We start from the raw sequence: 23121 nt of genomic DNA, 5'->3' as shown, positions 1-23121 counted from the left end.
TAGTAATGCCACGTCAATCACTCCGATCCCCTACTCATTCAGATAAGTAGGATTGTGTGCTAAACGTGGGTCAATTTTCGATGCAAATTATGCGGCTAAGTGGGTCAGTTTTCGGTGCAAATCAACATTCTTGTGTCCGAAGTGATGAAGTGCCGGCCGCCAAGAACGATTGAGGCATCTGCGAAATCCAAGCCGCGTGAGGCTAGCGTCTGGTCACGTTTGACGGGATCGTATGTGATCCACATGATCGAATTTTAGGTTGGTTAACGGCCAACTGCAATGTTAGCCCTGTATCGAGGTGAGAGATATTGATGCAAATCAGGGTGACTCTTATGCAGATTTTTTAGTTCATGACACCAATGTTTAGTAAAAATCACTAAATTCAGCCGGAAATTGAAAGTTTGTTGAGTGCGCATGAAGCTTCTTGTTATAACGTCATTAGTTATATGCAAGGAGTTCCTGGATGACGAAGACGGGGTGTGCTGTGTTGTTGGGCGCCGGGCTGGGTGCTGTCATGTCTGCCACGGCAGGTATGTCGGCGCCGCTGTCCTATCCGTGCCTGCGCGCCTCCGCTCCGATCCACATCGACGGCAAGCTCGATGATGCGGCATGGCGCAACGCGCCGTGGACCGCTGACTTCGTGGATATCGAAGGCGACAGCAAGCCGCGTCCCAAGTTCCGCACGCGTGTCAAGATGCTGTGGGACGACCACTACCTCTACATCGCCGCCGAACTGGAAGAGCCGGACGTCAAAGCCACGCTGACGCAGCATGACTCTGTGATCTTCAAGGACAACGACTTCGAGGTCTTCATCAAGCCCTTGCCGGCCACCGACAGCTATTACGAATTCGAGATCAACGCGCTGAACACCGGCTGGGATCTGTTTCTGCCCAAGCCCTACAACCAGAACGGCCAACCCGACAACAACTGGGACATCCAGGGCCTGAAGTCCGCCATCGCCGTGCAGGGCACACTGAACAAATCGACCGACAGCGACCGCGGCTGGACCGTGGAAATCGCCTATCCGCTGAGCGCGTTCGCCTCGCGGCAAGCGTTGCCGAAGCCGCGCGACGGCACCACCTGGCGTATCAATTTCAGCCGCGTGGAGTGGACCGCCGGCAAACCCAATGAAGACAACTGGGTCTGGTCGCCGCAAGGCGTGATCGATATGCACGTGCCGGAGCGCTGGGGCTTCCTGCACTTTCTGGAGCAGACCACAACGCAGAAAAACTAGCCGATGCGTGTTTAGCGCTTCGCGCCGCATGCAAGGCAAGTGTCGTAAAACGGCCTCATGCCAGTTTAGTAAATCAAACTAAACTTCGCGCCATGTTTGGAAACTGGTTGAGCCGTATGAAGTTCCTTTGTATAAATTTCAACGGGTGAATGCGATGTCCAACGACATGCAGGCGATCTCCGGCGTTTAGTAAAACACCCGGCAGCCACCCACTTATAACAAGCCCAAAATCGGGCATAACCAAGGAGATGACCACATGACCGCTTTCCACCACACTTCCCGGCATTTACGCTGCCGCGCCACACCGATCGCCATGGCGGTGGGCGCCGCGCTGCTGACGCTGAGCGCGCAGGCCCAGACCACCGCGCCAGCCACGCCGGACCCGAAGGCCGACGCTGACAAGGTCGTCGTCGTCACCGGCTACCGCTACGCGATCGAGAAAAGCCTCGACCAGAAGCGCGACGCCAATTCGATCGTCGAAGTGGTCACCGCCGAAGACATCGGCAAATTCCCCGACAAGAACGTGGCCGACGCGCTGCAGCGCGTGCCGGGCGTGATCATCGACCGCAGCGGCGGCGAGGGCAAGAACGTCAGCGTGCGCGGCCTGTCGTCGGAACTGACGCTGACCCAGTTGAACGGCAACTACATCGCCACCGCCGAGTCCAACGGCGATCCGACACGCTCGTTCAACTACACGCTGATGCCATCCAATATGCTGGGTAGCGCCGAGCTGTTCAAGACGCCGGAAGCGCGCATCGACGAAGGCGGCATCGGCGGCACCGTGATCCTGCACACCCGTCGCCCGCTGGACGTCAAGTCCGGCAGCGGCTTCGTCTCGGCCGAAGGCACCTGGGCCGACACCACCAAGAAAACCGACGGCCAGTTCTCCGGCCAATACGCCTGGCACGACGAGCAGAACCGCTTCGGCGTGCTGGTCGGCTACACGCAGCAGAAGCGCACCACGCGCACCATGGGCGCCAGCACCGAAGACTGGAAGTGGTACAGCGACGACAATACCGCGCATCCGGCCACCGACGTCAACGGCAAGCCATCGAAGATGAACAGCTACTGGTGGGGCGAATCGGGCTTCTACGACCAGAGCGGCAAGTACTACACCAACTTCATGATGCCGACCTCGGTCAACTTCGACGTCAAGACCGAGGAGCGTGAGCGCAAGGGCGGCCAGCTGACGCTGCAATTCAAGCCGGTGCGTAACCTGACGCTGACCGGTAACTACTTCCGCTTCGACCTGTCGCAGGACTCGCAGACCAACACGCTGAAGATCCCCGAGTGGAACCTGGCGCGCTACAACGGCGACGGCAACTGGCCGGGCGGCCGCATGCTCGATGGCCTGACGTTCGACAAGAGCGGCACCATCGTCACCGGCGCGCAATACAGCGCCCACACCGGCAAGACCTACTATTGCAGCGAAGCGGCGGCAGCCGCAGGCGGCCAGAAACCAGGAGGCTGGGGCCCGGACGATTGCACCATCCCGACGCCGCAGATCACCGGCAGCTACAACCGCGAGAAAGCGCTGTCGCAGACCGCCGACATCGAAGCCGAATGGCGCGGCCAGTCGGTGGACGCCAGCTTCAAGGCTGGCCGCACCTGGGCCGGCGGTGGTCCTGAACTGCAATTCACCATGCCGATCAAGCCGCGCGTGCAGAATGCCGACGGCAGCTGGACCCTGGGTAACTACGCCAGTTCGTGGAGCCTGAACGGCACGCCAACCATGAACTTCTCGCCGGAGCTGATGGCCAACCTGCAAAAAGGCATCGGCGAGATCGACCTCGGTTCGACCCAGTCGTCGTGGACCCGCAACAGCACCGAGCAGAAGTACGCCCAGGCCGACGCCACCTGGCACACCGACAAGGGCTGGCTCGATTCCATCATGTTCGGCGGTAAATACCGTGACGGCGGCACCCACCGCAGCACCGGTAACAACTACTGGGCGTGCAAGGGCACCGACGCCACCAACTACGACAACCGCTACCAGGCAGGTTGCGATCCGACCGCCAACAAGTTCCAGCCGCAGTTCCTGTACAGCCAGTCGCTGGGCAACCTGGCGGGCGGCATCAACGCCAGCGCCTTCCCGGCGATTAACTTCCCGGCCTATGTGTCGTACCTGAACCAGACCTACGGCGCCATGCAGACCCGTAACGAAGACAACTTCGTCTACAACGTCAAGGAGAAGATCGCCTCGGCCTACGTGCAAGCCAACATCAAGGCGGACCGCCTGCGCGGCAACGTCGGTCTGCGCGTGGTGCGCACCAAGCAGCATGCGGATTCGACGGACCAGGTCGACAACTACAGCGATTACTTCTTCGATGGCGCCGACGGCAATCCGGCGCCTTGCCAGGCGGGCGGCGCGCCAGCGATCGGCGCGCCTTCCGGTTCCGGTTGCATCAGCGGCTTCACCACGCTGCCGGACAGCATCGCGCACACCAAGTCGTTCGCGGTCAGCTCGCTGGACCGTACCTACACCGACGTGCTGCCAAGTATCAACCTGGCGTTCGACCTGACCGACACGCTGCTGTTGCGTGCCGCTGCTTCCAAAGTGGTGGCGCGTCCTAGCTACAACGACATCGCCTACCCAGGCGGCCTGCAGTACTACAGCCAGGAATACGTCAACGACCGCCGTCTGATCGGTGGCGGCGACCAGCAGGGCTGGTACGGTTCGGGCAGCAACAAGGAACTGGAGCCGTACAAGGCCAACCAGTTCGACCTGGGCCTGGAGTGGTACTTCCACCGCGGCTCGGTGCTGGGCGCCGGCCTGTTCCGCAAAAACGTCAGCAACTTCTCGGTACCTGTGGTGCTGAATGTGCCGCAGACGGTGGGCGGTCAGACCGTGACGGTGCAGAACTATTCGACCACCGCCGGCGGCCGTAACGGCGTGTCGCAGGGTATCGAACTGTATGCACAGCACACGCTGGACATGGGTATTGGCTTCCAGGTCAACTACACCTACAACAAAACCAACCAGGCGGCGATCACGCTGGGCGATGGCACCGAACTCGGCAAGTCGCCGCTGGTCGGCAGCGCCAAGAACCAGGGCAACGTGACGGTGTTCTACGAAACCGACACCTTCCTGGCGCGTGCCTCGTACAACCGTCGCGGCGAAGTGGTGGATGGCCTGATCAACGGCCTGAACATCTATCGCGATCCGTACAGCCAGATCGACCTGAACGTGGCCTACAACTACACCAAGCAGCTGAGCTTCACCGCTTCGGTGCTGAACGTGACCAAGGAAGAGTCGAGCTCGCATCTGGGCAGCGACACCAAGAACCGCTTCTACTCCAACAGCTACGCCGGCCGCATCGCGTACTTTGGCGCGAACTACAAGTTCTAAGCTCCGATCCTTCCCCGTCCCGCCGGACGGGGAAGTGTCTTTAACGGCTTTGCCTCCCTCCCGGCAAAGCCGTCTTCTTTGGGCGCCCGTATGACTACGAACAACCGCATCAACAGCATTACCATCGTCGGCGGCGGCAGCGCCGGCTGGATGGCCGCCACGGCGCTTGCCACCTACCTGGGCAAGGGCGCCAGTATCCGCCTGATCGAATCGGAAGAGATCGGCATCGTCGGCGTCGGCGAGGCCAGCGTGCCGCACATCCGCCTGTTCAACGGCCAATGGCTGGGCATCGACGAGGCTGAATTCGTCAAACGTACGCAGGGCACGATCAAGCTCGGCATTCAATTCAACGACTGGGGCCGCATCGGCGACAGTTATATTCACGGTTTCGGCGCCATCGGCCGCGCGATGGGGCCGCTGCCGTTCCACCAGTTCTGGCTCAAGCTGTTCCACTCCGGCCGCGCCGCGCCGATCGGCGCCTACACGCCGCAAACGGTGATGGCGCCGCAGGGCAAGTTCGCACCGCGCGACCATAACGCCGCGCCGGGTTCGCCATTGGCGGACATCGCCTACGCCTACCATTTCGACGCCACCTTGTACGCGCGCTATCTGCGCGAGCTGGCCGAGCAGCGTGGCGTGCAGCGCATCGAAGGCAAGATCGTCAGCGTCCAGCAGCGCGCCGATGACGGCTATATCGAATCGGTGACGCTGGAAAGCGGCCAGGTGGTGGACGGCGAACTGTTCATCGACTGTTCCGGCTTTCGCGGCCTGCTGATCGAACAGACGCTGAAGACCGGCTATGTCGACTGGTCGCACTGGCTGCCGTGCGATAGCGCGCTGGCGGTGCCGAGCGCCAGCGTCGACCCGATCACGCCGTATACCCGCGCCAGCGCGCAGAAGGCCGGCTGGCAGTGGCGCATCCCGCTGCAGCACCGCATCGGCAATGGCTATGTGTATTCCAGCAAATACATCAGCGACGACGAAGCCGCCGCGACGCTGCTGGCCAATCTCGACAGCGAAGCGCTGGGCGAGCCACGTCAGTTACGCTTTACAACCGGCATGCGCCGCAAGTTCTGGAACAAGAACGTGGTGGCGCTGGGGCTGGCCAGCGGCTTCCTGGAACCGCTGGAATCGACCAGCATCTATCTGGCGCAATCGGGCATCACCCGCCTGCTGAGCATGTTCCCGCACCGCGATTTCAATCCGCTGCTGATGGAACGCTACAACCAGGAATCCGCCTTCGAATACGAGCGCGTGCGCGATTTCCTGATCCTGCATTACAACGCGACCGAGCGCAACGACACGCCGTTCTGGGACTACTGCCGCACCATGCCGATTCCGGATAGCCTGCGCGAAGCGGTTGACCTGTTCCGCGCCGATGGCCGCTACTTCCGCAACGGCGACGATTTCTTCGCGCTGCCAAGCTGGGTGCAGGTGATGCTGGGGCAGCGCATTGTGCCGCAAAGCTACCATCCCATCGTTGATGAAATGCCGGAAGCCAAGATCATCGAGCAGGTCGAGGGCATGGAGCGCATGCTGGCCCACGCTGTCGCCGCCATGCCGACGCATCAGGAATGGATCAACCGCTACTGGAAGGCGCCGGCGCCATGAGCACGCCTTTGCTGACAGGTGCGCCGCAGTGGCTGCGGCTGATGCTCGGCGTGTGCCTGGCGGTCGCCGTTGGCGCGGCCGCTGCGGCGCCGGATCGGCTGGTCATTGACCAGGGCTGGACTTTCCGGCTGCTGCCCGGCAATACGCAACTGGCCGCGCATCCGCAAGCCGCATCGTGGCGCTCGGCGAAAGTGCCGGGCACCGTGCATACCGATCTGTTCGCCAACAAGCTGATACCTGATCCCTACGTCGGTGCGGCCGAAGCCGGCCTGCAATGGATAGGCCTGGCCGATTGGGAATACCGCACCCGCTTCGATGCGCCAGCCACGGCGCTGAAAAACGCCCGCAGCGACCTGGTGTTCGACGGCTTGGATACCTTCGCGGAAGTCTGGCTCAATGGCAGCCAGCTGCTGGCCGCCGACAACGCCTTCCGTACCTGGCGCGTGCCGGTGCAGGGTAAGTTGCGCGCCAAGGGCAATGAGCTGCGCATCGTGCTGCGCTCGCCGATCGCCAAGCTGCTGCCGCAGGTACAGGCCATGCCGCTCAAGCTGGCCGGCAATTATCCGTCGCCCTACGGCGATGAGCCGAAGGATGCGATGACCGGCAACTTCGCGCGCAAGCCCGGTTACCACTACGGCTGGGACTGGGGACCGCGCTACGTCACCGCCGGCATCTGGAAGCCGGTCGTGCTGCAAAGTTGGGACGCGCTGCGCGTCGATAACCTGCAGCTGCGCCAGGACCACGTGGACGAAGCGCGCGCCGACATCGCCGCCATCGTCTCGGCCGACGCCGTGCGCGACGGCGAGTTCGACCTGCGGCTGTGGCAGACGGCGCCGGACGGCAAGCGCACGCTGGCCGCACAACAACGCACCGCCTTGCATGCCGGCGACAACCGCATCGAACTGCCGCTGCATATCGATCATCCGCAACGCTGGTTCCCGAATGGCTATGGCGCGCAGCCGCTGTACCGCTACGAGCTGGAACTCGGCGAAGGCAAGGCCAGCGCGCGCACCGGCCTGCGCAGCATCGAACTGCGCCGCGAACCGGACGACAAGGGCCGCAGCTTCTACTTTGCCGTGAATGGCATTCCGGTGTTCGCCAAGGGCGCCAACAGCATTCCCTTCGATATGTTCCAGCCGCGCGTGACCAAGGCGCAGCTGCGCCGCGTGCTGCAATCGGCGCGTGACGCCAATATGAACTTCCTGCGCAGCTGGGGCGGCGGCTACTACGAGAGCGACGACTTCTTCGACCTGGCCGACGAACTGGGCCTGCTGGTCTGGCAGGACTTCATGTTCGGCGGCGGCATGCCGCCTGCGTATGACGACGCCTTCCGCGCCAACGTGGTCGCCGAAGCGCGCGACAATGTGCGCCGCCTGCGCAACCATCCAAGCCTGGCGCTCTGGTGCGGCAATAACGAGGAAGAAATCGCCTGGAAATACTGGGGACCGGGCCAGGAGCTGACCAGGGCCGATCCGGCCTTCGGCGACAAGGTATGGAAAGGCTACGTTCAGCTGTTCGGCGCCGACCTGCGCAAGGTGGTGGCGGAAGAGGGCGGCGGTATCGCCTACTGGGCCAGCTCGCCGAGCGATGATCTGGCCGAAGTGGCCAACACCCCGGCCAGCGGCGACATGCATTACTGGGAAGTGTGGGGCAACCCGGCGCATCCGCCGTCCAAGTACCTGGAGATTACGCCGCGCTTCATGTCCGAATACGGCTTGCAGGCCTGGCCGGTGCAACGTACCATCGACGCCTTCGCCAAGCGTGGTGAGCAGGGCATCGCCACGCCGGTGATCGAGGCGCACCAGAAGTTCCTGGCCGGTAAAGGCAACGAGCGGGTGATGAAATACGTGGACTACGAGTTCGGAGAAACCAGGGATTTTGCGTCCTTCGTCTACCTGAGCCAGGCCGCGCAGGCCGAGGGCATCGAACTGGCGGCGCTGCACCATCGCGCCAGCCGGCCGTTCACCATGGGTTCGCTGTACTGGCAACTGAACGACGTGTGGCCGGGCGCCTCGTGGTCCAGCGTGGACTGGTTCGGCCGCTGGAAAGCCCTGCAGTTCCATGCGCGCCGCTTCTATGCGCCGGTGGCGGTGGCCGCGCTGCGCACGCCGCAAGGCAATACCTCGCTCAACCTGCTCAACGACCGCACGCATGCCGTGCGCGGCGAGCTGCGCCTGCGGTTGCTGAGCCTCGACGGCAAGCAGCTGCGCGACGAACGCAAACAGGTCGAGCTGGCGCCCCTGTCGTCAACCAGGCTGGCCGATTACACCGACGCCGCCTTGCTGGGCGCCGCCGATCCGGCCTCCACCGTCGCCGTCTTCGACCTGCAGGCCGATGGCGAGCCAGCTTCGCGCGGCACGGTATATTTCAAGCCGGCCAAGGAGATGCACTGGCCGGACGCAGGCCTGCACGCGCAATTGCGCGCAGATGGCAAAGGCTACATGCTCGACCTGAGCGCCGCCAAATTCGCGCGCGCCGTCTGGATCGATTTCGGCGATGCCGACGCCGATGTTTCTGACAATGCATTGACACTGCTGCCGGGTGAAAGCGTGTTGCTGCATGTTTCATCCAAGGCCAGCCTGGCGACGCTGCGCAAGGTATTGCGCGTGCGTTCACTGGCCGACGACCACTAAAAAAGGAGATAGCTTCATGTCCGTATTCCCCATCCCGTCTCGTGTGGCAGCCTGCACGCTGCTGGCCGCGCTGACACTGCCCGCCATCGCGGCCACCCCAGTGCCAGCCAACACGACACCGGTCAACACCTTCATCGGCACCCAGGATGAAGGCAACACCTTCCCCGGCGCCTCGGCCCCATTCGGCATGATCCAGGTCGGCCCGACCGGCGAGCACTACGCCGGCTGGCGCTACAGCGACAGCCATATTCGCGGTTTCGGCCACTCCTACCTGTCCGGCGCCGGCTGCTGGGAGCAGGGTGGCCAGTTGCAAGTGCTGCCGGTCACCGGCAAGATCGGACCCGGCGGCGATTTCGATACCGCCAAGCCAGGCAGCTTCGATTACAAAAAATACGCCGCCGAATACAGCCACGACGGTGAAGTCGGCCAGGCCGGCTACTACAAGGTGCAGCTGACCAGCTACGGCGGCATCACCGCCGAGGCCACCGCGCTGACCCGCGCCGCCGCCGAGCGCTACACCTTTGCCGCCAACGCCACCAGCGGCAATGTGCTGCTCAACCTGGGCCAGGCCAACGAGCGCCATTCCGTGATCGGCAGCGAAGTGACCGTGGTGGACGACCGCAGCGTCGAAGGCCAGATCACCACCAAGAGCTTCTGCGGCGGCGCGCAGTACACCACCTGGTTCCGCATCACCTTCGACCAGCCGTTTACCACGCACGGCATCTGGGACGATCGCGGCGGCTGGGCCGGCGCCAAAGGTCCGAGCCAGCAGGGCGAAGCCCGCCCGCACGGCGTGTGGCTGACCTTCGACCTCAAATCCGGCAAGGCAGTAACCGCCGTCAGCGCGATCTCGCACGTCGACATCGAAGGCGCGCGCGCCAACCTGAAAGCCGAAGGCATGGCCAACGGCCGTCCGATGAGCTTTGAGGCCATGCGCACGCAGGCGCAATCAGTCTGGCAGCGTGAACTGAGCAGCGTGCGCATCCAGGGCGGCAGCAACGACGACCGCACCGTGTTCTACACCGCGCTGTACCACGCGCTGCTGCAGCCCCTGACCGGCAACGACGCCGATGGCCGCTATCGCGGCTACGACAACGCCGTCCACACCGCCAAGGACTGGACTTACTACGAGTTCTTCTCGCTGTGGGACACCTACCGCGCGCAGAACCAGTTGCTGGCGCTGCTGCGTCCTGAGCGCGCGCGCGACATCGGCAACTCGGTGCTGAAGATCCGCGAGCAGGGCGGCTGGCTGCCACGCTGGGGCTATGCCAACTTCGAGACCAACATCATGACCGGCGATCCGGTGACGCCGTTCCTGGTCGACCTGTGGCGCTACGGTGCCCTGAAGGGCCGCGAAGCTGAGGCCTACACCGCGCTGCGCGAAAACGCCTTCGGCGTGCCGCCGCATAACATCCGCGCGCAAGGCCGCGCCGGCAATCTGAACTACCTGAGCCAGGGCTTCGTGCAGTACGACCGCAGCTTCCCGTCGAAAGGCATGGACGTCGATCCGCACCACGGCGCCTCGTCGACGCTGGAATACGCTGTCGGTGACGGCGCGCTGGCCACCATGGCCAAGGCGCTGGGCCACACCGAGGATGCGCAACTGCTGTCGCAGCGCGCGCTGAACTGGCGCAAGATATGGGATCCGAAAGCCCAGGACAAGGAGACCGGCTTGAGCGGCTTCCCGCGTCCACGACTGATCGGCGGTGAATGGTTCTCCGACGTCGATGGCAGCTACGATCCACGCAGCGAGCGCGGCTTCCATGAAGGCACCGGCTGGCAATACCAGTGGCTGGTGCGTCAGGACATCCCTGGCCTGGCCGAAGCAATGGGCGGACCAGCCAAGGCGCTGCAACGCCTGGACCTGTTCTTCGACTACGACGCCTTGCTGGCCGATCCGCAAGCGGTGCGCAAATCGTGGGTAGTGGGTCCGTACAGCTATTACAGCCAGTTCCGCTACAACCCGAACAACGAGCCTGACCTGCACGCACCGTGGGTCTACACCCTGATGGGCCAGCCGTGGAAAACCACCACCGTGCTGCGTGCCGCCGAAACCCTGTTCGGCAACGGCCCGAGCGGCGTAACCGGCAACGACGACCTGGGCACCATGTCGGCCTGGTATCTGTTCAGCGCGCTGGGCCTGTACCCGGACGCACCGGGCAGCGGCCGCTTCCTGCTGCACGCGCCGCGCTTCTCGCGTGCCGAGATCGATCTGCCGCAAGGCCGCCTGTTGCGCATCGAAGCGCCGGACGCCAAGCCGGGCGAGCGCCGCTTCGTCAAATCGGTCAGCTGGGGCAACCAGCCGGTGTCGCGCGTCTGGTTGGACTGGGATCAGTTGCAAGCCGGCGGCATCCTGGGCTACCGCCTGACGCCGCAAGCCGATACCGCAGGCTGGGGCACCCGTGGCCGCGACCTGCCGCAAGCGCCGGCCGGGCTGAAAAACTAATGTTACAAACTCTCACCATGTCTTACAGGTGCGGTTTGTAAATTCATGTAAAGTGCGGGCAGTTGTAACCTTGTAACGTTAACTAAGGAGCCCGCATGAGCATCATGAGAAATTTCGCTGCCGTCGCTGCAATCACGTCCATCGCGCTGGCTGCGCACGCCGCTCCTAATGAACTGCCCACCACCGGCACGCTGGTGGTGGTGCCCGCATATGGCGAAGTCAAACACGTCAACGACCAGGCCGTCGTGCTGCTGGCCGTTGAAGAGCAGGACAAGGACAAGGCTGCCGCCGCGTCGCGCGTCAATACCAAGATGAAGCAGGGCCTGGAGATCGTCAAGAAAGAGGATCCGCAAGCCAGCCTCAAAACCCAGGGCTATTACACTTATCCGGTCTATCCGGAAGAAGTGGTGCTGCCGAATGGCCGCCCGGCCAAGCAGCGCGTGCCGACCGCCTGGCGCGTGGGCCAGTATCTGGAAGTGACCACCACCAGCCTGGACAAGCTGCCGAAAACCGTCGCCGCCGCGCAGAAGATCCTGACGCTGAACAGCATCAACTTCGGCCTGAAGCCGGAAACCACCAAACAGCTGGATGACCAGCGCATCGCCGCCACCTACAAGAACCTGAACGAGCGCATCGCCTCGATCGCCAACGCCATGGGCCGCAAGGTCGGCGACGCCGTGCTGGACACCGTCGATTTCGAAGGTTCGGGCAACTACACCGAAGCCCGCCCTGCGGCGGCGCCGATGATGATGCGCATGAAGTCGGCCGACACGGCCGAAGTGGCCGAGCCAAGCTTCGAACCGGGCGAAACCACCCTGCAGATGCAACTGGTCGGCAAGGTTCGCTTCAAATAAGTTGTGCGCGGCGCCAGTTGAGGTAAAGTTTGTTTTTTTCTTAACTGGAGCTTGCAATGAAATACCTCGTTGTCGCCGCCCTGACGGCGTGTGCGGTCGCCGCGCACGCCGCTCCGTTGCAAACCCTGCCGACCGCCGGCACGCTGGTGGTGGTGCCGGCCTTTGGCGAAGTCACGCACGTGAACGACCAGGCCACCGCCACCCTGTCGGTGGAAGAGGTCGACAAGGACAAGACGGTTGCCGCCTCGCGCGTCAACACCAAGATGAAGCAGGGCCTTGAGGTGTTGAAGAAGGCCGATCCCAAAGCCACGCTGAAAACCCAGAACTATTACACCTATCCGGTCTATCCTGAAGAACCGGCGCCGGTGCCCGGCCAGCCGCGCAAGCCGCGCGTGCCCACCGCCTGGCGCGTCGGCCAGAGCGTGCAGCTGGTCACCACCAATCTGGACAGCCTGCCGAAAACCGTGGCCTCGGCGCAAAGTGTGTTAAGCCTGAATAACCTGCATTTCAGCCTGTCGCCGGCCACCACCAGGAAGATGGACGACGAACGCATCGCCGCCACCTATCTGAACCTGAATGAGCGCATCAACGCCATCGCTGTCGCCATGGGCCGCAATGTCGGCGACGCCGTGCTCGATACGGTCGATTTCGAAGGCTCCGGCAACTACAGCAACCGGGTGGAGGTGACCGGCGCGCGCGCGCTGGCCTACGCCGCCCCGCCGGCGGCCCCGCCAGCGCCGGGGCAGGTGGTCGAACCGAGCTTCGAACCGGGCGACACCACGCTGCAAATGCGCCTGGTGGGCAAAGTGCGCTTCAAATAGGCAAAATTGGGCAGAATAGGGCGATGGCGCGCCATCCCCTTTTTTACGGGCGGCTCCTCTATAATGATGGCGCAATAACCAGATAATGAGAGAAACGGACCGCTATGCCCAATTTCCCCCGCCGCCGCGCCAAAGGTAGCGCAGCCCAAGTCAAGGTGCCCAAAACGTCGCGCTTCAGCCGTTTTGCGCGTCGCGCCCGCGGAGAGGATCTCGACCGGCCGCGCCACCGCGGCATTTATCTGCTGCCGAACGCCTTCACCACCGCCGCGCTGTTCTGCGGTTTCTACGCCATCGTCATGGCGATGAACCAGAAATTCGAGCATGCCGCCTGGGCGATCTTCATCGCCATGGTGCTGGACGGCCTGGATGGCCGCGTCGCCCGCCTGACCAACACGCAGAGCGAATTCGGCGCGCAATACGATTCGCTGTCGGACATGGTGTCCTTCGGCGCGGCACCGGCGCTGGTGATGTACGAATGGTCGCTGCGCGGCCTGGGCAAGCTGGGCTGGATCGCGGCGTTTGTTTACTGCGCCGGCGCCGCCTTGCGCCTGGCCCGCTTCAACACCAATATCGAAGTGGTGGACAAGCGCTACTTCCAGGGCATGCCGTCGCCGTCGGCCGCGGCGCTGGTGGCCGGTTTCATCCTGATGATGCTGGACCTGGAAGTGTCGGGGCTGGACATGGGCTGGATATCGTGGGGCATCGCCGTGTTCGCGGGCCTGACCATGGTCAGCAACGTGCCGTTCTATAGTTTCAAGGACGTGAACTTCCGCAAGCCGGTGCCGTTCATCGGCGTGTTCCTGATCGCGCTGGGCCTGGCGCTGATCGCCATCAAGCCGGCGGCGACCCTGTGGCCGCTGTTTGCGGTCTACGGCTTGTCCGGCTATGTGGTCGCGGCATGGCGGGCGGCCAAGGGCAAGAAGGTCAGCCTGATCCAGACCGAGATGGAAAGCGACGACCCGAGCGAACGGCACTAAACACCGCAGTGCGGTGGGCACTGAGATTCCAGCAACGAAGCAACTGAGCATAAGCCACGGAGCTATCATGAGCAACTCATCCAACCGCCTGATCATCTTCGACACCACCCTGCGCGACGGCGAGCAATCGCCGGGCGCCTCGATGACCCGGGACGAAAAAGTCCGCATCGCCAAGCAGCTGGAGCGCTTGCGCGTCGACGTCATCGAGGCCGGCTTCGCCGCCGCGTCTCCCGGCGATTTCGAGTCCATCAAGGCGATCGCATCGGTGGTGCGCGAATCGACCATCTGTTCGCTGTCGCGCGCCAATGACCGCGACATCGCCCGCGCCGCCGAGGCGCTGGCGCCGGCCGAGCGCAAACGCATCCATACCTTCATCGCCACCTCCAGGCTGCACATGGAGGCCAAGCTGCGCATGCTGCCGGAGCAGGTGCTGACGCAGGCCTGCAATGCGGTGCGCTTCGCCCGCCAGTACACGGACGATATCGAATTCAGCCCGGAGGACGGCAGCCGCTCGGACGAGGATTTCCTGTGTCGCGTGCTGGAAGGCGTGATCGCCGAAGGCGCGACCACCATCAATTTCCCCGACACGGTGGGCTATGCGGTGCCGGAGATTTTCGGCGAAACCATCCGCCGCCTGCGCGAACGCATTCCCAATTCCGACAAGGCCGTGTGGTCAGTGCACTGCCATAACGACCTGGGGCTGGCGGTGGCCAATTCGCTGGCCGGTGTGATGATCGGCGGCGCGCGGCAGGTCGAGTGCACCATCAATGGCCTCGGCGAGCGCGCCGGCAACACCGCGCTGGAAGAAGTGGTGATGGCGCTGCGCACACGCGGCGGCTACTACAACCTGGAATGCGGCATCGACACCACGCAGATCGTGGCGGCGTCCAAGATGGTGTCGCAGATTACCGGTTTCGCGGTGCAGCCCAACAAGGCGGTGGTGGGCGCGAACGCGTTTGCGCACGCCTCGGGCATCCACCAGGACGGCATGCTGAAGTCGCGCGAGACCTACGAGATCATGCGCGCCGAGGATGTCGGCTGGACCGCCACCAAGATCGTGCTGGGCAAGCTGTCCGGCCGCAATGCGTTCAAGCAGCGCTTGCAGGAACTGGGCATCGACCTGGAATCGGAGACCGAAGTCAACGCCGCGTTCGCGCGCTTCAAGGAGCTGGCGGACCGCAAGTCGGAGATTTTTGACGAGGACATCCTGGCGCTGGTGTCGGACGAGCAGCAGTCGCAGGAGAGCGAGTTTTACCGCTTCATCGCGCTGGAGCAGCGCTCGGCCAGCGGCGAGACGCCGTCGGCGAAAGTGGTATTCCACATCGATGGCGAGGAGCACGTCAGCGAAGGACGGGGCGATGGCCCGGTCGACGCGACCGTCAATGCGATCGAGGGCGAAGTAGGAAGCGGCGCGGAGCTGGTGCTGTTCTCGGTGAACGCCATCAGCACCGGTACGCAGTCGCAGGGCGAGGTGACGATGCGCCTGTCGAAAGAGGGGCGTATCGTCAACGGCGTTGGCGCCGACCCGGACATTATCGTGGCGTCGGCCAAGGCCTACCTGTCGGCGCTGAACAAGCTGCATTCGAAGATAGAGCGAGTGAATCCGCAGCCATGAGTGAGCAATTTGATGTGGTGGCGCTGGGCGAGGCGATGGTCGAGTTCAACCAGGCCAAGTCCAGCGAACCGTTGTACCGCCAGGGTTTTGGCGGCGATACGTCCAACGCGGTGATCGCGGCCAGCCGCCAGGGAGCGCGCACGGCTTACCTGAGCCGCGTCGGCGAAGACCATTTTGGCCGCATGCTGCTGGATCTGTGGCAGGCGGAGGGCGTGGACGTCAGCGCGGTGGCGCGCGATCCGCAGGCGCCGACCGGGCTGTATTTCGTCAATCACGGGCCGGAAGGGCATGCGTTCAGCTATCTGCGCGCCGGTTCGGCGGCCAGCCGCATGCAGCCGCAGACCATGGACTTGAGCGCGGCGGGGCGCACGCGCTGGCTGCATGTCTCGGGCATCTCGCAGGCCATTTCGGCCGGTGCTTGCGATACCGTGTTCGCCGCCATCGAGACCGCGCGCGCGGCCGGCGGCAAGGTGAGTTTCGATCCGAATCTGCGTTTGTCCCTGTGGCCGCTGGCGCGCGCCCGCGCGACCATCTGCGCCACGATCGCGATGACCGATCTGTTCCTGCCCAGCCTTGATGAGGCGGTGGCGCTGGCGGGCACCGATGATGTACCGGCGATCTTCGCATGGGCGCGTGCGCATGGCGCACATACGGTGGTGTTGAAGGCCGGTTCTACCGGCGCATGGTATGCGGAGCAGGGCGCGCAGCCGCAACTGGCCGCCGCACGCGCGGTGCAGGCGGTGGACGCCACCGGCGCTGGCGATTGCTTCGATGGCAGCCTGCTGGCGCGGCTGGCGGCCGGCGATGCACTGGGCGACGCGGTGCGCTATGCGAATGCGGCCGCCGGGCTGTCGACGCTGGGCCATGGTGCGGTGGCGCCGATTCCGACGGCGGCGCAGGTACGCGCGGCGCTGGCCTGATACTTCGCTCCACGCCGAAGCATTCGCGATTTTGGAAAGCTATTCTGGTGTTTTCAACCGGGGGCTTATATGACCATCACTTGCTTCATCCGTTACGAGATCGATCCATTCCAGCGCGACGCTTTCCTTCAGTATGCCGAGAACTGGGGCCGCATCATTCCGCGCCTGGGCGGCCGGCTGATCGGCTACTTCCTGCCGTACGAAGGCACCAGTTACGAGGCGTGGGGACTGGTGGGCTTCGATTCGCTGGCGGATTATGAATCGTATCGCGGCCGCCTGCGCGCGGATGCGGAGGCGAAGGATAATTTTGCATTCGCCAGGCAGCAGCGGTTCATCCTGCGCGAGGAGCGCACTTTTGCGGAGGCGGTGTCATGATCGCGGTGATTTTTGAGGTGGTGCCCAGCAGCGACGGGCGCGCCGAGTATCTGGAACGCGCGGCGCAGCTGGCGCCGTTGCTGGCGCAGGTGGACGGCTTTATTTCGGTGGAGCGGTTCACCAGCATCATGCAGCCGGACAAGCTGCTGTCGCTGTCGTTCTGGCGCGACGAGGCGGCTGTGCGGGCGTGGCGCGGTCAGGAAGAACACCGCGCCGCCCAGCAGGCCGGACGTGGCGGCGTGTTCGACGACTACCGCCTGCGCGTCGCCTCCGTCCTCCGCGACTACGGCATGACCGACCGCGCGCAGGTGCCTGCGCCATGACGCAGATGCAGCCACGCTTTGCGCGGGTGGCCGCGGCCATCGGCGATCCGACGCGGGCGCTGATGCTGTCGCGGCTTCTGGATGGCCGCTTCTACACCGCCACCGAACTGGCGCAGCATGCCGGCGTGGCGGCGCCGACCGCGTCGCAGCATCTGAAGCTGCTGGTGGACGAAGGCCTGGCCCGCGTCCGCGCGCAGGGCCGCCATCGCTACTACATGCTCGCCGACGGCAATGTGGCACACGCACTGGAAGCCCTGCTGCGCGTGGCCGACGGCGCGCTGCCCGAAACCACGCGCTGGAAAGCGCCGGCCATGCGCGACCTGCGCCACGCGCGCAGCTGCTACGGCCATCTGGCCGGCGTGCTCGGTGTGGATCTGTGCCGCTGCTTCCTCGATAAGGGCTGGGTGCAAGCCGGCGAGGGCGATGGCCACGAATTCGCGCTGACCGCCGATGGCGCTGCGCGCGTACGCGACCTGGGCATCGTGCTGCACGAAAGTCCACGCCAGCTCTATGGCTGCGTCGACTGGTCCGAACGCCGCGACCATTTCGCCGGGCCGCTGGCGGTGGCGCTGCTGGAGAACTTCATTGAACGCGGCTGGCTGCGCCGCAGCGACGACACGCGCGCGCTGAGCGTGACCGTCGGCGGCGCGACATCGCTGTCCGCCTGGCTGAAAAGCTGACTACTGCGGCGCCTTGGTCTGTTGCAGCAGCAGCTGCGCTTTGTCCTTATCCTGCGGTACGCCGAGTCCCTGTTCATACAAACGCGCCAGCGCCAGTTCGGCCATGCGGTTGTGTGCCAGCGCGGCTCGCTGGTACAGCGTCGCAGCCTGCGCGTAGTCCTGCGAGACGCCAAGGCCGGTTTCATAGCACTGGCCCAGCACCACCTGCGCAACGCGATCCTGCTGCGCCGCAGCCTTCTGCAGAAAACCTATGCCTTCCTTGAGATCGTCGTCCTGGCCGCTGGCCAGCAGCATGCTGCCCAGCGCCGATTGCGCGGTCGGATGGTTTTGCGCCGCCGCCTTGCGCAGCCACATCTTGGCTTCGTCATTATTGCCCTGCTTGTGCAGCAGCATGGCGAGGAAGTACTGGCTGTTCGCCTTGCCCTGTTCGGCGGCCTTGCGGAACCACACAGCGGCCAGCGCCGGATCGCCGGCGGTGCCGGTGCGCGGGGAGGCCATCAATCCCAGCGTCTCCTGCGCGCCGGCCGATCCCTGATTCGCCGCCTTTTCCAGCCAGCTACGAGCCAGATCCTGGTCGCGCGGCACGCCGTTGCCGTTCAGGTAGATCAGCCCCAGTTTGTACGCAGCTTCCGGCTCGTTACGCTCGGCGCCGGCGCGCGCCTGTGCCAGGTCCACCTCCATCTGTTTTTGCGATGGACCATCGATCTTCCACACATACTGCATCCTGGTCCAGGTTTCGACAGGCTGGCCGTTCTCGGTGCCCGGCTTGAATTTGCAGCGGGCCAGGGAATCCTGCGCCGCCTGATCCAGCAGTGGATGGCCGGTGGAACGCTCGACGCGCGACTCGCGCACCGATCCATCCGTGCCGATCAGGAACGCCAGCTGCACCGTGCCTTGCTCCTCGTGGCGCAACGACTCCTTCGGCCATTCCGGTTTAACGCAAGTGCTGAATTGAGCGGCGGGCTTGGTGCTGGCGGGAGTTTGCGCCAGTGCTGGCGCAGCAAGCTGGGTGGCCGCGACGGCAAGCGCGGCGAGGTAGAGTTTCATATCGGCACACTCCGTAAAGGAATGTGCCAATTTAGCATGCTTGCCGATTTAGAAGCGAACTTTGACGTAAGCCGCCGGACCGTTTAAGCGAACATTCAGGTCGGTGTTGTCGCGCTGGCGGTTCAGGCTGATCTTGCTGGCGGTGTATTCCGCCACCACGCCCACGGCCTTGGTCGGGAACCATTCGACGCCGATCGCGCCGCCGTAGATGTGGCCCTGGATGCTGCCGCCGTTTTTCTTGATGCCGGAAGCATCCGCGTAGATGCGCACGTTCTCCGACACCGCATGACGCCAGCCCAGTTCCAGCAATGGCGCCCAGGCGCTTTCTTTTTCTTCGTACGAACCGCTGCCGGCCACGCCGTTCAGCACGCCGCTGGCGGTGCCTTTCAGACTGGCCTGGTAGTAGGCCGCTCCGGCGCCGATGCCGAACACGTCGTTGCCGCTGCCGATCCACCATTTATAGGCGAGGTTGGCCAGGTCCAGTTTCAGCTTGGCGTCCAGGCGGCCGTTGCCGGTCAGCGGCACGCCGTTGTAATTGGTGCTGCCGCTCAGGTCCGGGCTGTAGGTTTTGTCGTAACGGTAGTAATCGAAGTCCAGGCCCTGCGAGTCGCCCAGCAGCACGGAGGCTTTTACGCGCGGCAGCGTCACATGGTCGGTCTTGTAGGTGCCGGTGTCGATGCGGCCGTAATTGGTCTCGCCCTCGTAATTGATTTTCGGTTCGGTGTAGAAGGCGCCGACCGACAGGCTGGCGCGGTCCAGCGCCGGCGACGGATCCGCCCAGGCGATGGCGCTGACGGTGCTCAGCGCGAGTAAGGTTGCTGCATACATGGCGTGACGGGCAGGGGGCGTGCGTAAGGACATGGTTTCTCCAAGTTGGTTGCGATGTCAGTAAGAAAAATCATAGCAACCGCTCGGCGTTAAACGCGTCGGCGCACGCCCGGCATTCTCGTGGGAATGATCCTACCTAGCGCCGCCGCACTTCACGCTCCTCGTCGGGGCCGTTGACCATGGCCTGCACCACGCCCTGGCGGTTGAACTCCACCGACATCATCGAGTTCCACACATCCTGTTCTTTATAGCGGTACAGCCAGACGTCGCCGTCAACGCTGGCATAATGCGTGACCTGGGTTGGCCGGCCAAGGATGCGCAACACGCTGTCCTTGTTGTCCTGGCCCGGCTTCACGGTGGCGAACCTGGCGCCGGACAGCACCTGTTCATAGGACACCAGCTTGCCGTCGGCGCCGATGCGCGCCATCCAGGTGTACTGGCCCATGGGGCCGGTGGCGTATTCCAGCAGCGTGTCGCCGCCGTCGGCGTAGACATTGGTGGGCTGGCCGAGGCGGGCCTTGACCGCGTCCAGCGGCGCACCGGGCTGCGGCGGCGGTTCGCCGAAGTGGGCACAGGCCGCAACAGCCAGCGCCAGAATTGTCAAAACCATAGCGTTTTTCATGTTTACCTCCTGAAAAAGCGTCAAAAGCAGATACACGCGCGACTTTTTCCGTTATACTTCCGGGTCTGGTCTTTCCGACCAGGCTTTATTGTAATCACGGTGGGCAGGGTTACGACTCCGCGCACCGCATGTTAAAGGTAAATATCATGACCGTAGAAAACATCAACAAAGCCGCGATCATCGCGGACAACGCCCGTGGTCAAAAAGACACCGGCTCGCCAGAAGTGCAAGTTGCACTGCTGACCGCTCGCATCAACGAACTGAACGGCCACTTCAAAGCCCACAGCAAAGATCACCACTCGCGTCGTGGTCTGATCATGATGGTTAACCGTCGTAAATCCCTGCTGTCGTACCTGAAGGGCAAAGACGCTACCCGTTATCGCGATCTGATCGCTAAACTGGGTCTGCGTAAGTAATTCTTGCGCCGTCCGGCCTAATCAAAATGCCTGCGCCAGTTTGCTGTCGCGGGCATTTTGTTTTTCTGGACGTTAAAAAATTGCCAAGTAGTACGTAGAGTTGTAGGAAAGGTGGCTTTCGGGCCATCTGTGGTGAGGTGAACGACAGCCCCTGAAAATCTGTCGGCAAATAGAAAGGGATTACCCATGTTTAACAAAGTTACGAAAACCTTCCAGTACGGTCAACACACCGTCACGCTGGAAACTGGCGAAATCGCTCGCCAGGCCTCCGGCGCGGTGATGGTGTCGATTGAAGACACCGTCATCCTGGCTACCGTGGTGGCGCGTAAAGACGCGAAACCAGGCCAGGACTTCTTCCCGCTGACCGTCGACTACCTGGAGAAAACCTACGCAGCCGGTAAAATCCCGGGCGGTTTCTTCAAACGTGAAGGTCGTCCTTCGGAAAAAGAAACGCTGACATCCCGCCTGATCGACCGTCCAATCCGTCCGCTGTTCCCAGAGGGCTACCTGAACGAAGTGCAAGTGGTGATCCACGTGCTGTCGGTCAACCCAGAAATCGACCCAGACATCGCCTCGATGATCGGTGCTTCGGCCGCGCTGTGCGTGTCGGGCGTGCCGTTCAATGGTCCGATCGGCGCCGCCCGCGTGGGTTACGCCAACGGCCAGTACATCCTGAATCCTACCGTTGAACAACTGAAAACCTCGCAGATGGACCTGGTGGTTGCCGGTACCGAAACCGCCGTGCTGATGGTGGAATCGGAAGCCCAGCAGCTGTCGGAAGAAATCATGCTGGGCGCCGTGGTGTTCGGCCACACCCAGATGAAGGCCGTGATCGACGCGATCCACGACCTGGTGCGCGACGGCGGCAAGCCGGAGCAGGTCTGGACCGCCCCGGCCAAGAACGAAGCGCTGATCGGCCGCGTGGCCCACTTCGCCGAAGCGAAGATCCGCGACGCCTACCAGACCCGCGACAAGCAAGCCCGTACCGACAAGCTGCGCGCGATGTCGGCCGAAGTGATCGCCGACCTGGGCGCTGAAGCTGCCGCTGCCGGCGCTGCCGCACCGGACAGCGTTGACGTCGGTAACATCCTGTTCGAGATGGAATCGAAAGTCGTGCGTTCGCAGATCCTCGACGGCGAGCCACGCATCGACGGCCGCGACACCCGCACTGTGCGTCCGATCTCGATCCGCACCTCGGTGCTGCCACGCACCCACGGTTCGGCCCTGTTCACCCGCGGCGAAACCCAGGCGCTGGTCGTTGCGACCCTGGGCACCGCGCGCGATGCGCAGAAGATCGATGCGCTGATGGGCGAGTTCACCGACCCGTTCATGCTGCATTACAACATGCCACCGTTCGCCACCGGCGAAACCGGCCGCGTCGGTACGCCGAAGCGCCGCGAAATCGGCCACGGCCGTCTGGCCAAGCGCGCGCTGATCGCCGCCCTGCCATCGCAGGAAGAGTTCAGCTACGCCGTGCGCCTGGTGTCGGAAATCACCGAATCGAACGGTTCGTCGTCGATGGCGTCGGTCTGCGGCGGCTGCCTGGCGCTGATGGATGCCGGCGTGCCGATGAAAGAGCACGTGGCCGGTATCGCCATGGGCCTGATCAAGGAAGGCGGCAAGTTCGCCGTGCTGTCCGACATTCTGGGCGATGAAGATCACCTGGGCGACATGGACTTCAAGGTTGCCGGTACCCGCAACGGTATCACCGCGCTGCAGATGGACATCAAGATCCAGGGCATCACCAAGGAAATCATGCAAGTGGCGCTGGCGCAAGCCAAAGAAGGCCGCGAGCACATCCTGGGCGAAATGCAAAAGGCCGTGCCGACCGTGAAGACCGAACTGTCGGACTTCGCGCCACGCCTGATCACCATCAAGATCAATCCGGAAAAAATCCGTGACGTGATCGGCAAAGGCGGCGCCGTCATCCGCGCGCTGACCGAAGAGACCGGCACCCAAATCGACATCAGCGACGAAGGCGTGGTCACCATCGCTTCCGTCGACGCTGCCGCCGGACAGGAAGCCAAGCGCCGCATCGAAGAGCTGACCGCCTCGGTCGAAGTAGGCAAGTCCTACGACGGCGTGGTGCTGAAGCTGCTGGACTTCGGCGCGATCGTGCAAGTGATGCCAGGTAAAGACGGTCTGCTGCACATCTCGCAGATCGCCAACGAGCGTGTGAACGCCGTGGCCGACTACCTGAAAGAAGGCCAGGCAGTGCGCGTCAAGGTTCTGGAAACCGACGACCGCGGCCGCCTGAAACTGTCGATGAAAGCCGCCGCGGAAGAAGCTGCCGCCGCTGCCGCCAACGCGCAGTAATCAGCTAGTCTGATCTGAAAAGCCGCCGGGCGCGCAAGCCCCGGCGGCTTTTTT

The 23121-nt window shown here is 63.4% G+C and carries 18 protein-coding genes; 15 read left to right on the top strand and 3 right to left on the bottom strand.

What is annotated here, in order from left to right:
- Positions 1–514: 514 nt before the first annotated feature.
- The 13 genes from GJ698_RS24245 to GJ698_RS24185 all read left to right on the top strand — a co-directional run bounded on the left by GJ698_RS24245 (position 515) and on the right by GJ698_RS24185 (position 17838).
- On the top strand, positions 515–1234 hold the full coding sequence (locus tag GJ698_RS24245; protein WP_208023875.1) for a carbohydrate-binding family 9-like protein: 720 nt from the start codon (positions 515–517) through the stop codon (positions 1232–1234).
- A gap of 256 nt (positions 1235–1490) precedes the next feature.
- Positions 1491–4583, top strand: a complete 3093-nt coding sequence (locus GJ698_RS24240; RefSeq protein WP_229260149.1) for a TonB-dependent receptor — start codon at positions 1491–1493, stop codon at positions 4581–4583.
- Positions 4584–4673: 90 nt separating this feature from the next.
- Positions 4674–6194 carry a tryptophan halogenase family protein gene (locus tag GJ698_RS24235; protein ID WP_154360429.1) on the top strand — a complete coding sequence of 507 codons (1521 nt, stop codon included), beginning with the start codon at positions 4674–4676 and terminating at the stop codon, positions 6192–6194.
- Positions 6158–8827 (top strand): beta-mannosidase, encoded by a 2670-nt coding sequence (locus GJ698_RS24230; RefSeq protein ID WP_229260148.1) that lies wholly within the window; start codon positions 6158–6160, stop codon positions 8825–8827. The genes GJ698_RS24235 and GJ698_RS24230 overlap by 37 nt, the downstream gene beginning before the upstream one ends.
- Before the next feature lie 16 nt (positions 8828–8843).
- A complete protein-coding gene (locus GJ698_RS24225) occupies positions 8844–11273 on the top strand; it encodes a GH92 family glycosyl hydrolase (protein ID WP_154360428.1) in 2430 nt (809 codons plus the stop codon).
- A 95-nt stretch (positions 11274–11368) separates the two neighbouring features.
- Entirely contained in the window at positions 11369–12127 is a 759-nt protein-coding gene (locus GJ698_RS24220; protein WP_154360427.1) for an SIMPL domain-containing protein, read from the top strand.
- Between the two features lie 56 nt (positions 12128–12183).
- Entirely contained in the window at positions 12184–12948 is a 765-nt protein-coding gene (locus GJ698_RS24215; protein WP_154360426.1) for an SIMPL domain-containing protein, read from the top strand.
- 104 nt (positions 12949–13052) lie between these two features.
- Positions 13053–13925 (top strand): CDP-diacylglycerol--serine O-phosphatidyltransferase, encoded by an 873-nt coding sequence (gene pssA / locus GJ698_RS24210; RefSeq protein ID WP_154360425.1) that lies wholly within the window; start codon positions 13053–13055, stop codon positions 13923–13925.
- 67 nt (positions 13926–13992) lie between these two features.
- Complete coding sequence (locus GJ698_RS24205; RefSeq protein ID WP_154360424.1) at positions 13993–15540, top strand: 2-isopropylmalate synthase; 1548 nt, start codon at positions 13993–13995, stop codon at positions 15538–15540.
- A complete protein-coding gene (locus tag GJ698_RS24200) occupies positions 15537–16460 on the top strand; it encodes a sugar kinase (protein WP_154360423.1) in 924 nt (307 codons plus the stop codon). The genes GJ698_RS24205 and GJ698_RS24200 overlap by 4 nt, the downstream gene beginning before the upstream one ends.
- A gap of 69 nt (positions 16461–16529) precedes the next feature.
- Positions 16530–16835, top strand: coding sequence for an NIPSNAP family protein (locus GJ698_RS24195; protein WP_154360422.1), 306 nt, complete (start codon positions 16530–16532; stop codon positions 16833–16835).
- Positions 16832–17158, top strand: a complete 327-nt coding sequence (locus GJ698_RS24190) for an antibiotic biosynthesis monooxygenase family protein (RefSeq protein ID WP_154360421.1) — start codon at positions 16832–16834, stop codon at positions 17156–17158. Before GJ698_RS24195 ends, GJ698_RS24190 begins: the two co-directional genes overlap by 4 nt.
- Positions 17155–17838, top strand: a complete 684-nt coding sequence (locus tag GJ698_RS24185; protein WP_154360420.1) for an ArsR/SmtB family transcription factor — start codon at positions 17155–17157, stop codon at positions 17836–17838. The genes GJ698_RS24190 and GJ698_RS24185 overlap by 4 nt, the downstream gene beginning before the upstream one ends.
- Here the strand turns inward: GJ698_RS24185 and GJ698_RS24180 are convergent, their stop codons facing one another.
- The 3 genes from GJ698_RS24180 to bamE form a co-directional block, all read right to left on the bottom strand.
- Positions 17839–18885 (bottom strand): TonB family protein, encoded by a 1047-nt coding sequence (locus tag GJ698_RS24180; protein ID WP_154360419.1) that lies wholly within the window; start codon positions 18883–18885, stop codon positions 17839–17841.
- A gap of 48 nt (positions 18886–18933) precedes the next feature.
- Positions 18934–19746 (bottom strand): hypothetical protein, encoded by an 813-nt coding sequence (locus GJ698_RS24175; RefSeq protein ID WP_154360418.1) that lies wholly within the window; start codon positions 19744–19746, stop codon positions 18934–18936.
- A 103-nt stretch (positions 19747–19849) separates the two neighbouring features.
- Entirely contained in the window at positions 19850–20335 is a 486-nt protein-coding gene (bamE, locus tag GJ698_RS24170) for an outer membrane protein assembly factor BamE domain-containing protein (protein ID WP_154360417.1), read from the bottom strand.
- Positions 20336–20481: 146 nt separating this feature from the next.
- Here bamE and rpsO point away from each other — a divergent pair, with 146 nt between their 5' ends.
- Both rpsO and pnp read left to right on the top strand, forming a co-directional pair.
- Entirely contained in the window at positions 20482–20751 is a 270-nt protein-coding gene (gene rpsO / locus GJ698_RS24165) for a 30S ribosomal protein S15 (RefSeq protein ID WP_008450438.1), read from the top strand.
- 186 nt (positions 20752–20937) lie between these two features.
- A complete protein-coding gene (gene pnp, locus GJ698_RS24160; RefSeq protein ID WP_154360416.1) occupies positions 20938–23067 on the top strand; it encodes a polyribonucleotide nucleotidyltransferase in 2130 nt (709 codons plus the stop codon).
- Positions 23068–23121: the final 54 nt, after the last annotated feature.

It is taken from the genome of Duganella aquatilis (assembly GCF_009674565.1).
Lineage (GTDB): Bacteria > Pseudomonadota > Gammaproteobacteria > Burkholderiales > Burkholderiaceae_D > Rugamonas > Rugamonas aquatilis.
Note: the sequence above shows the minus strand (reverse complement) of the source record. Positions and strands in the feature narration are given on the sequence as shown.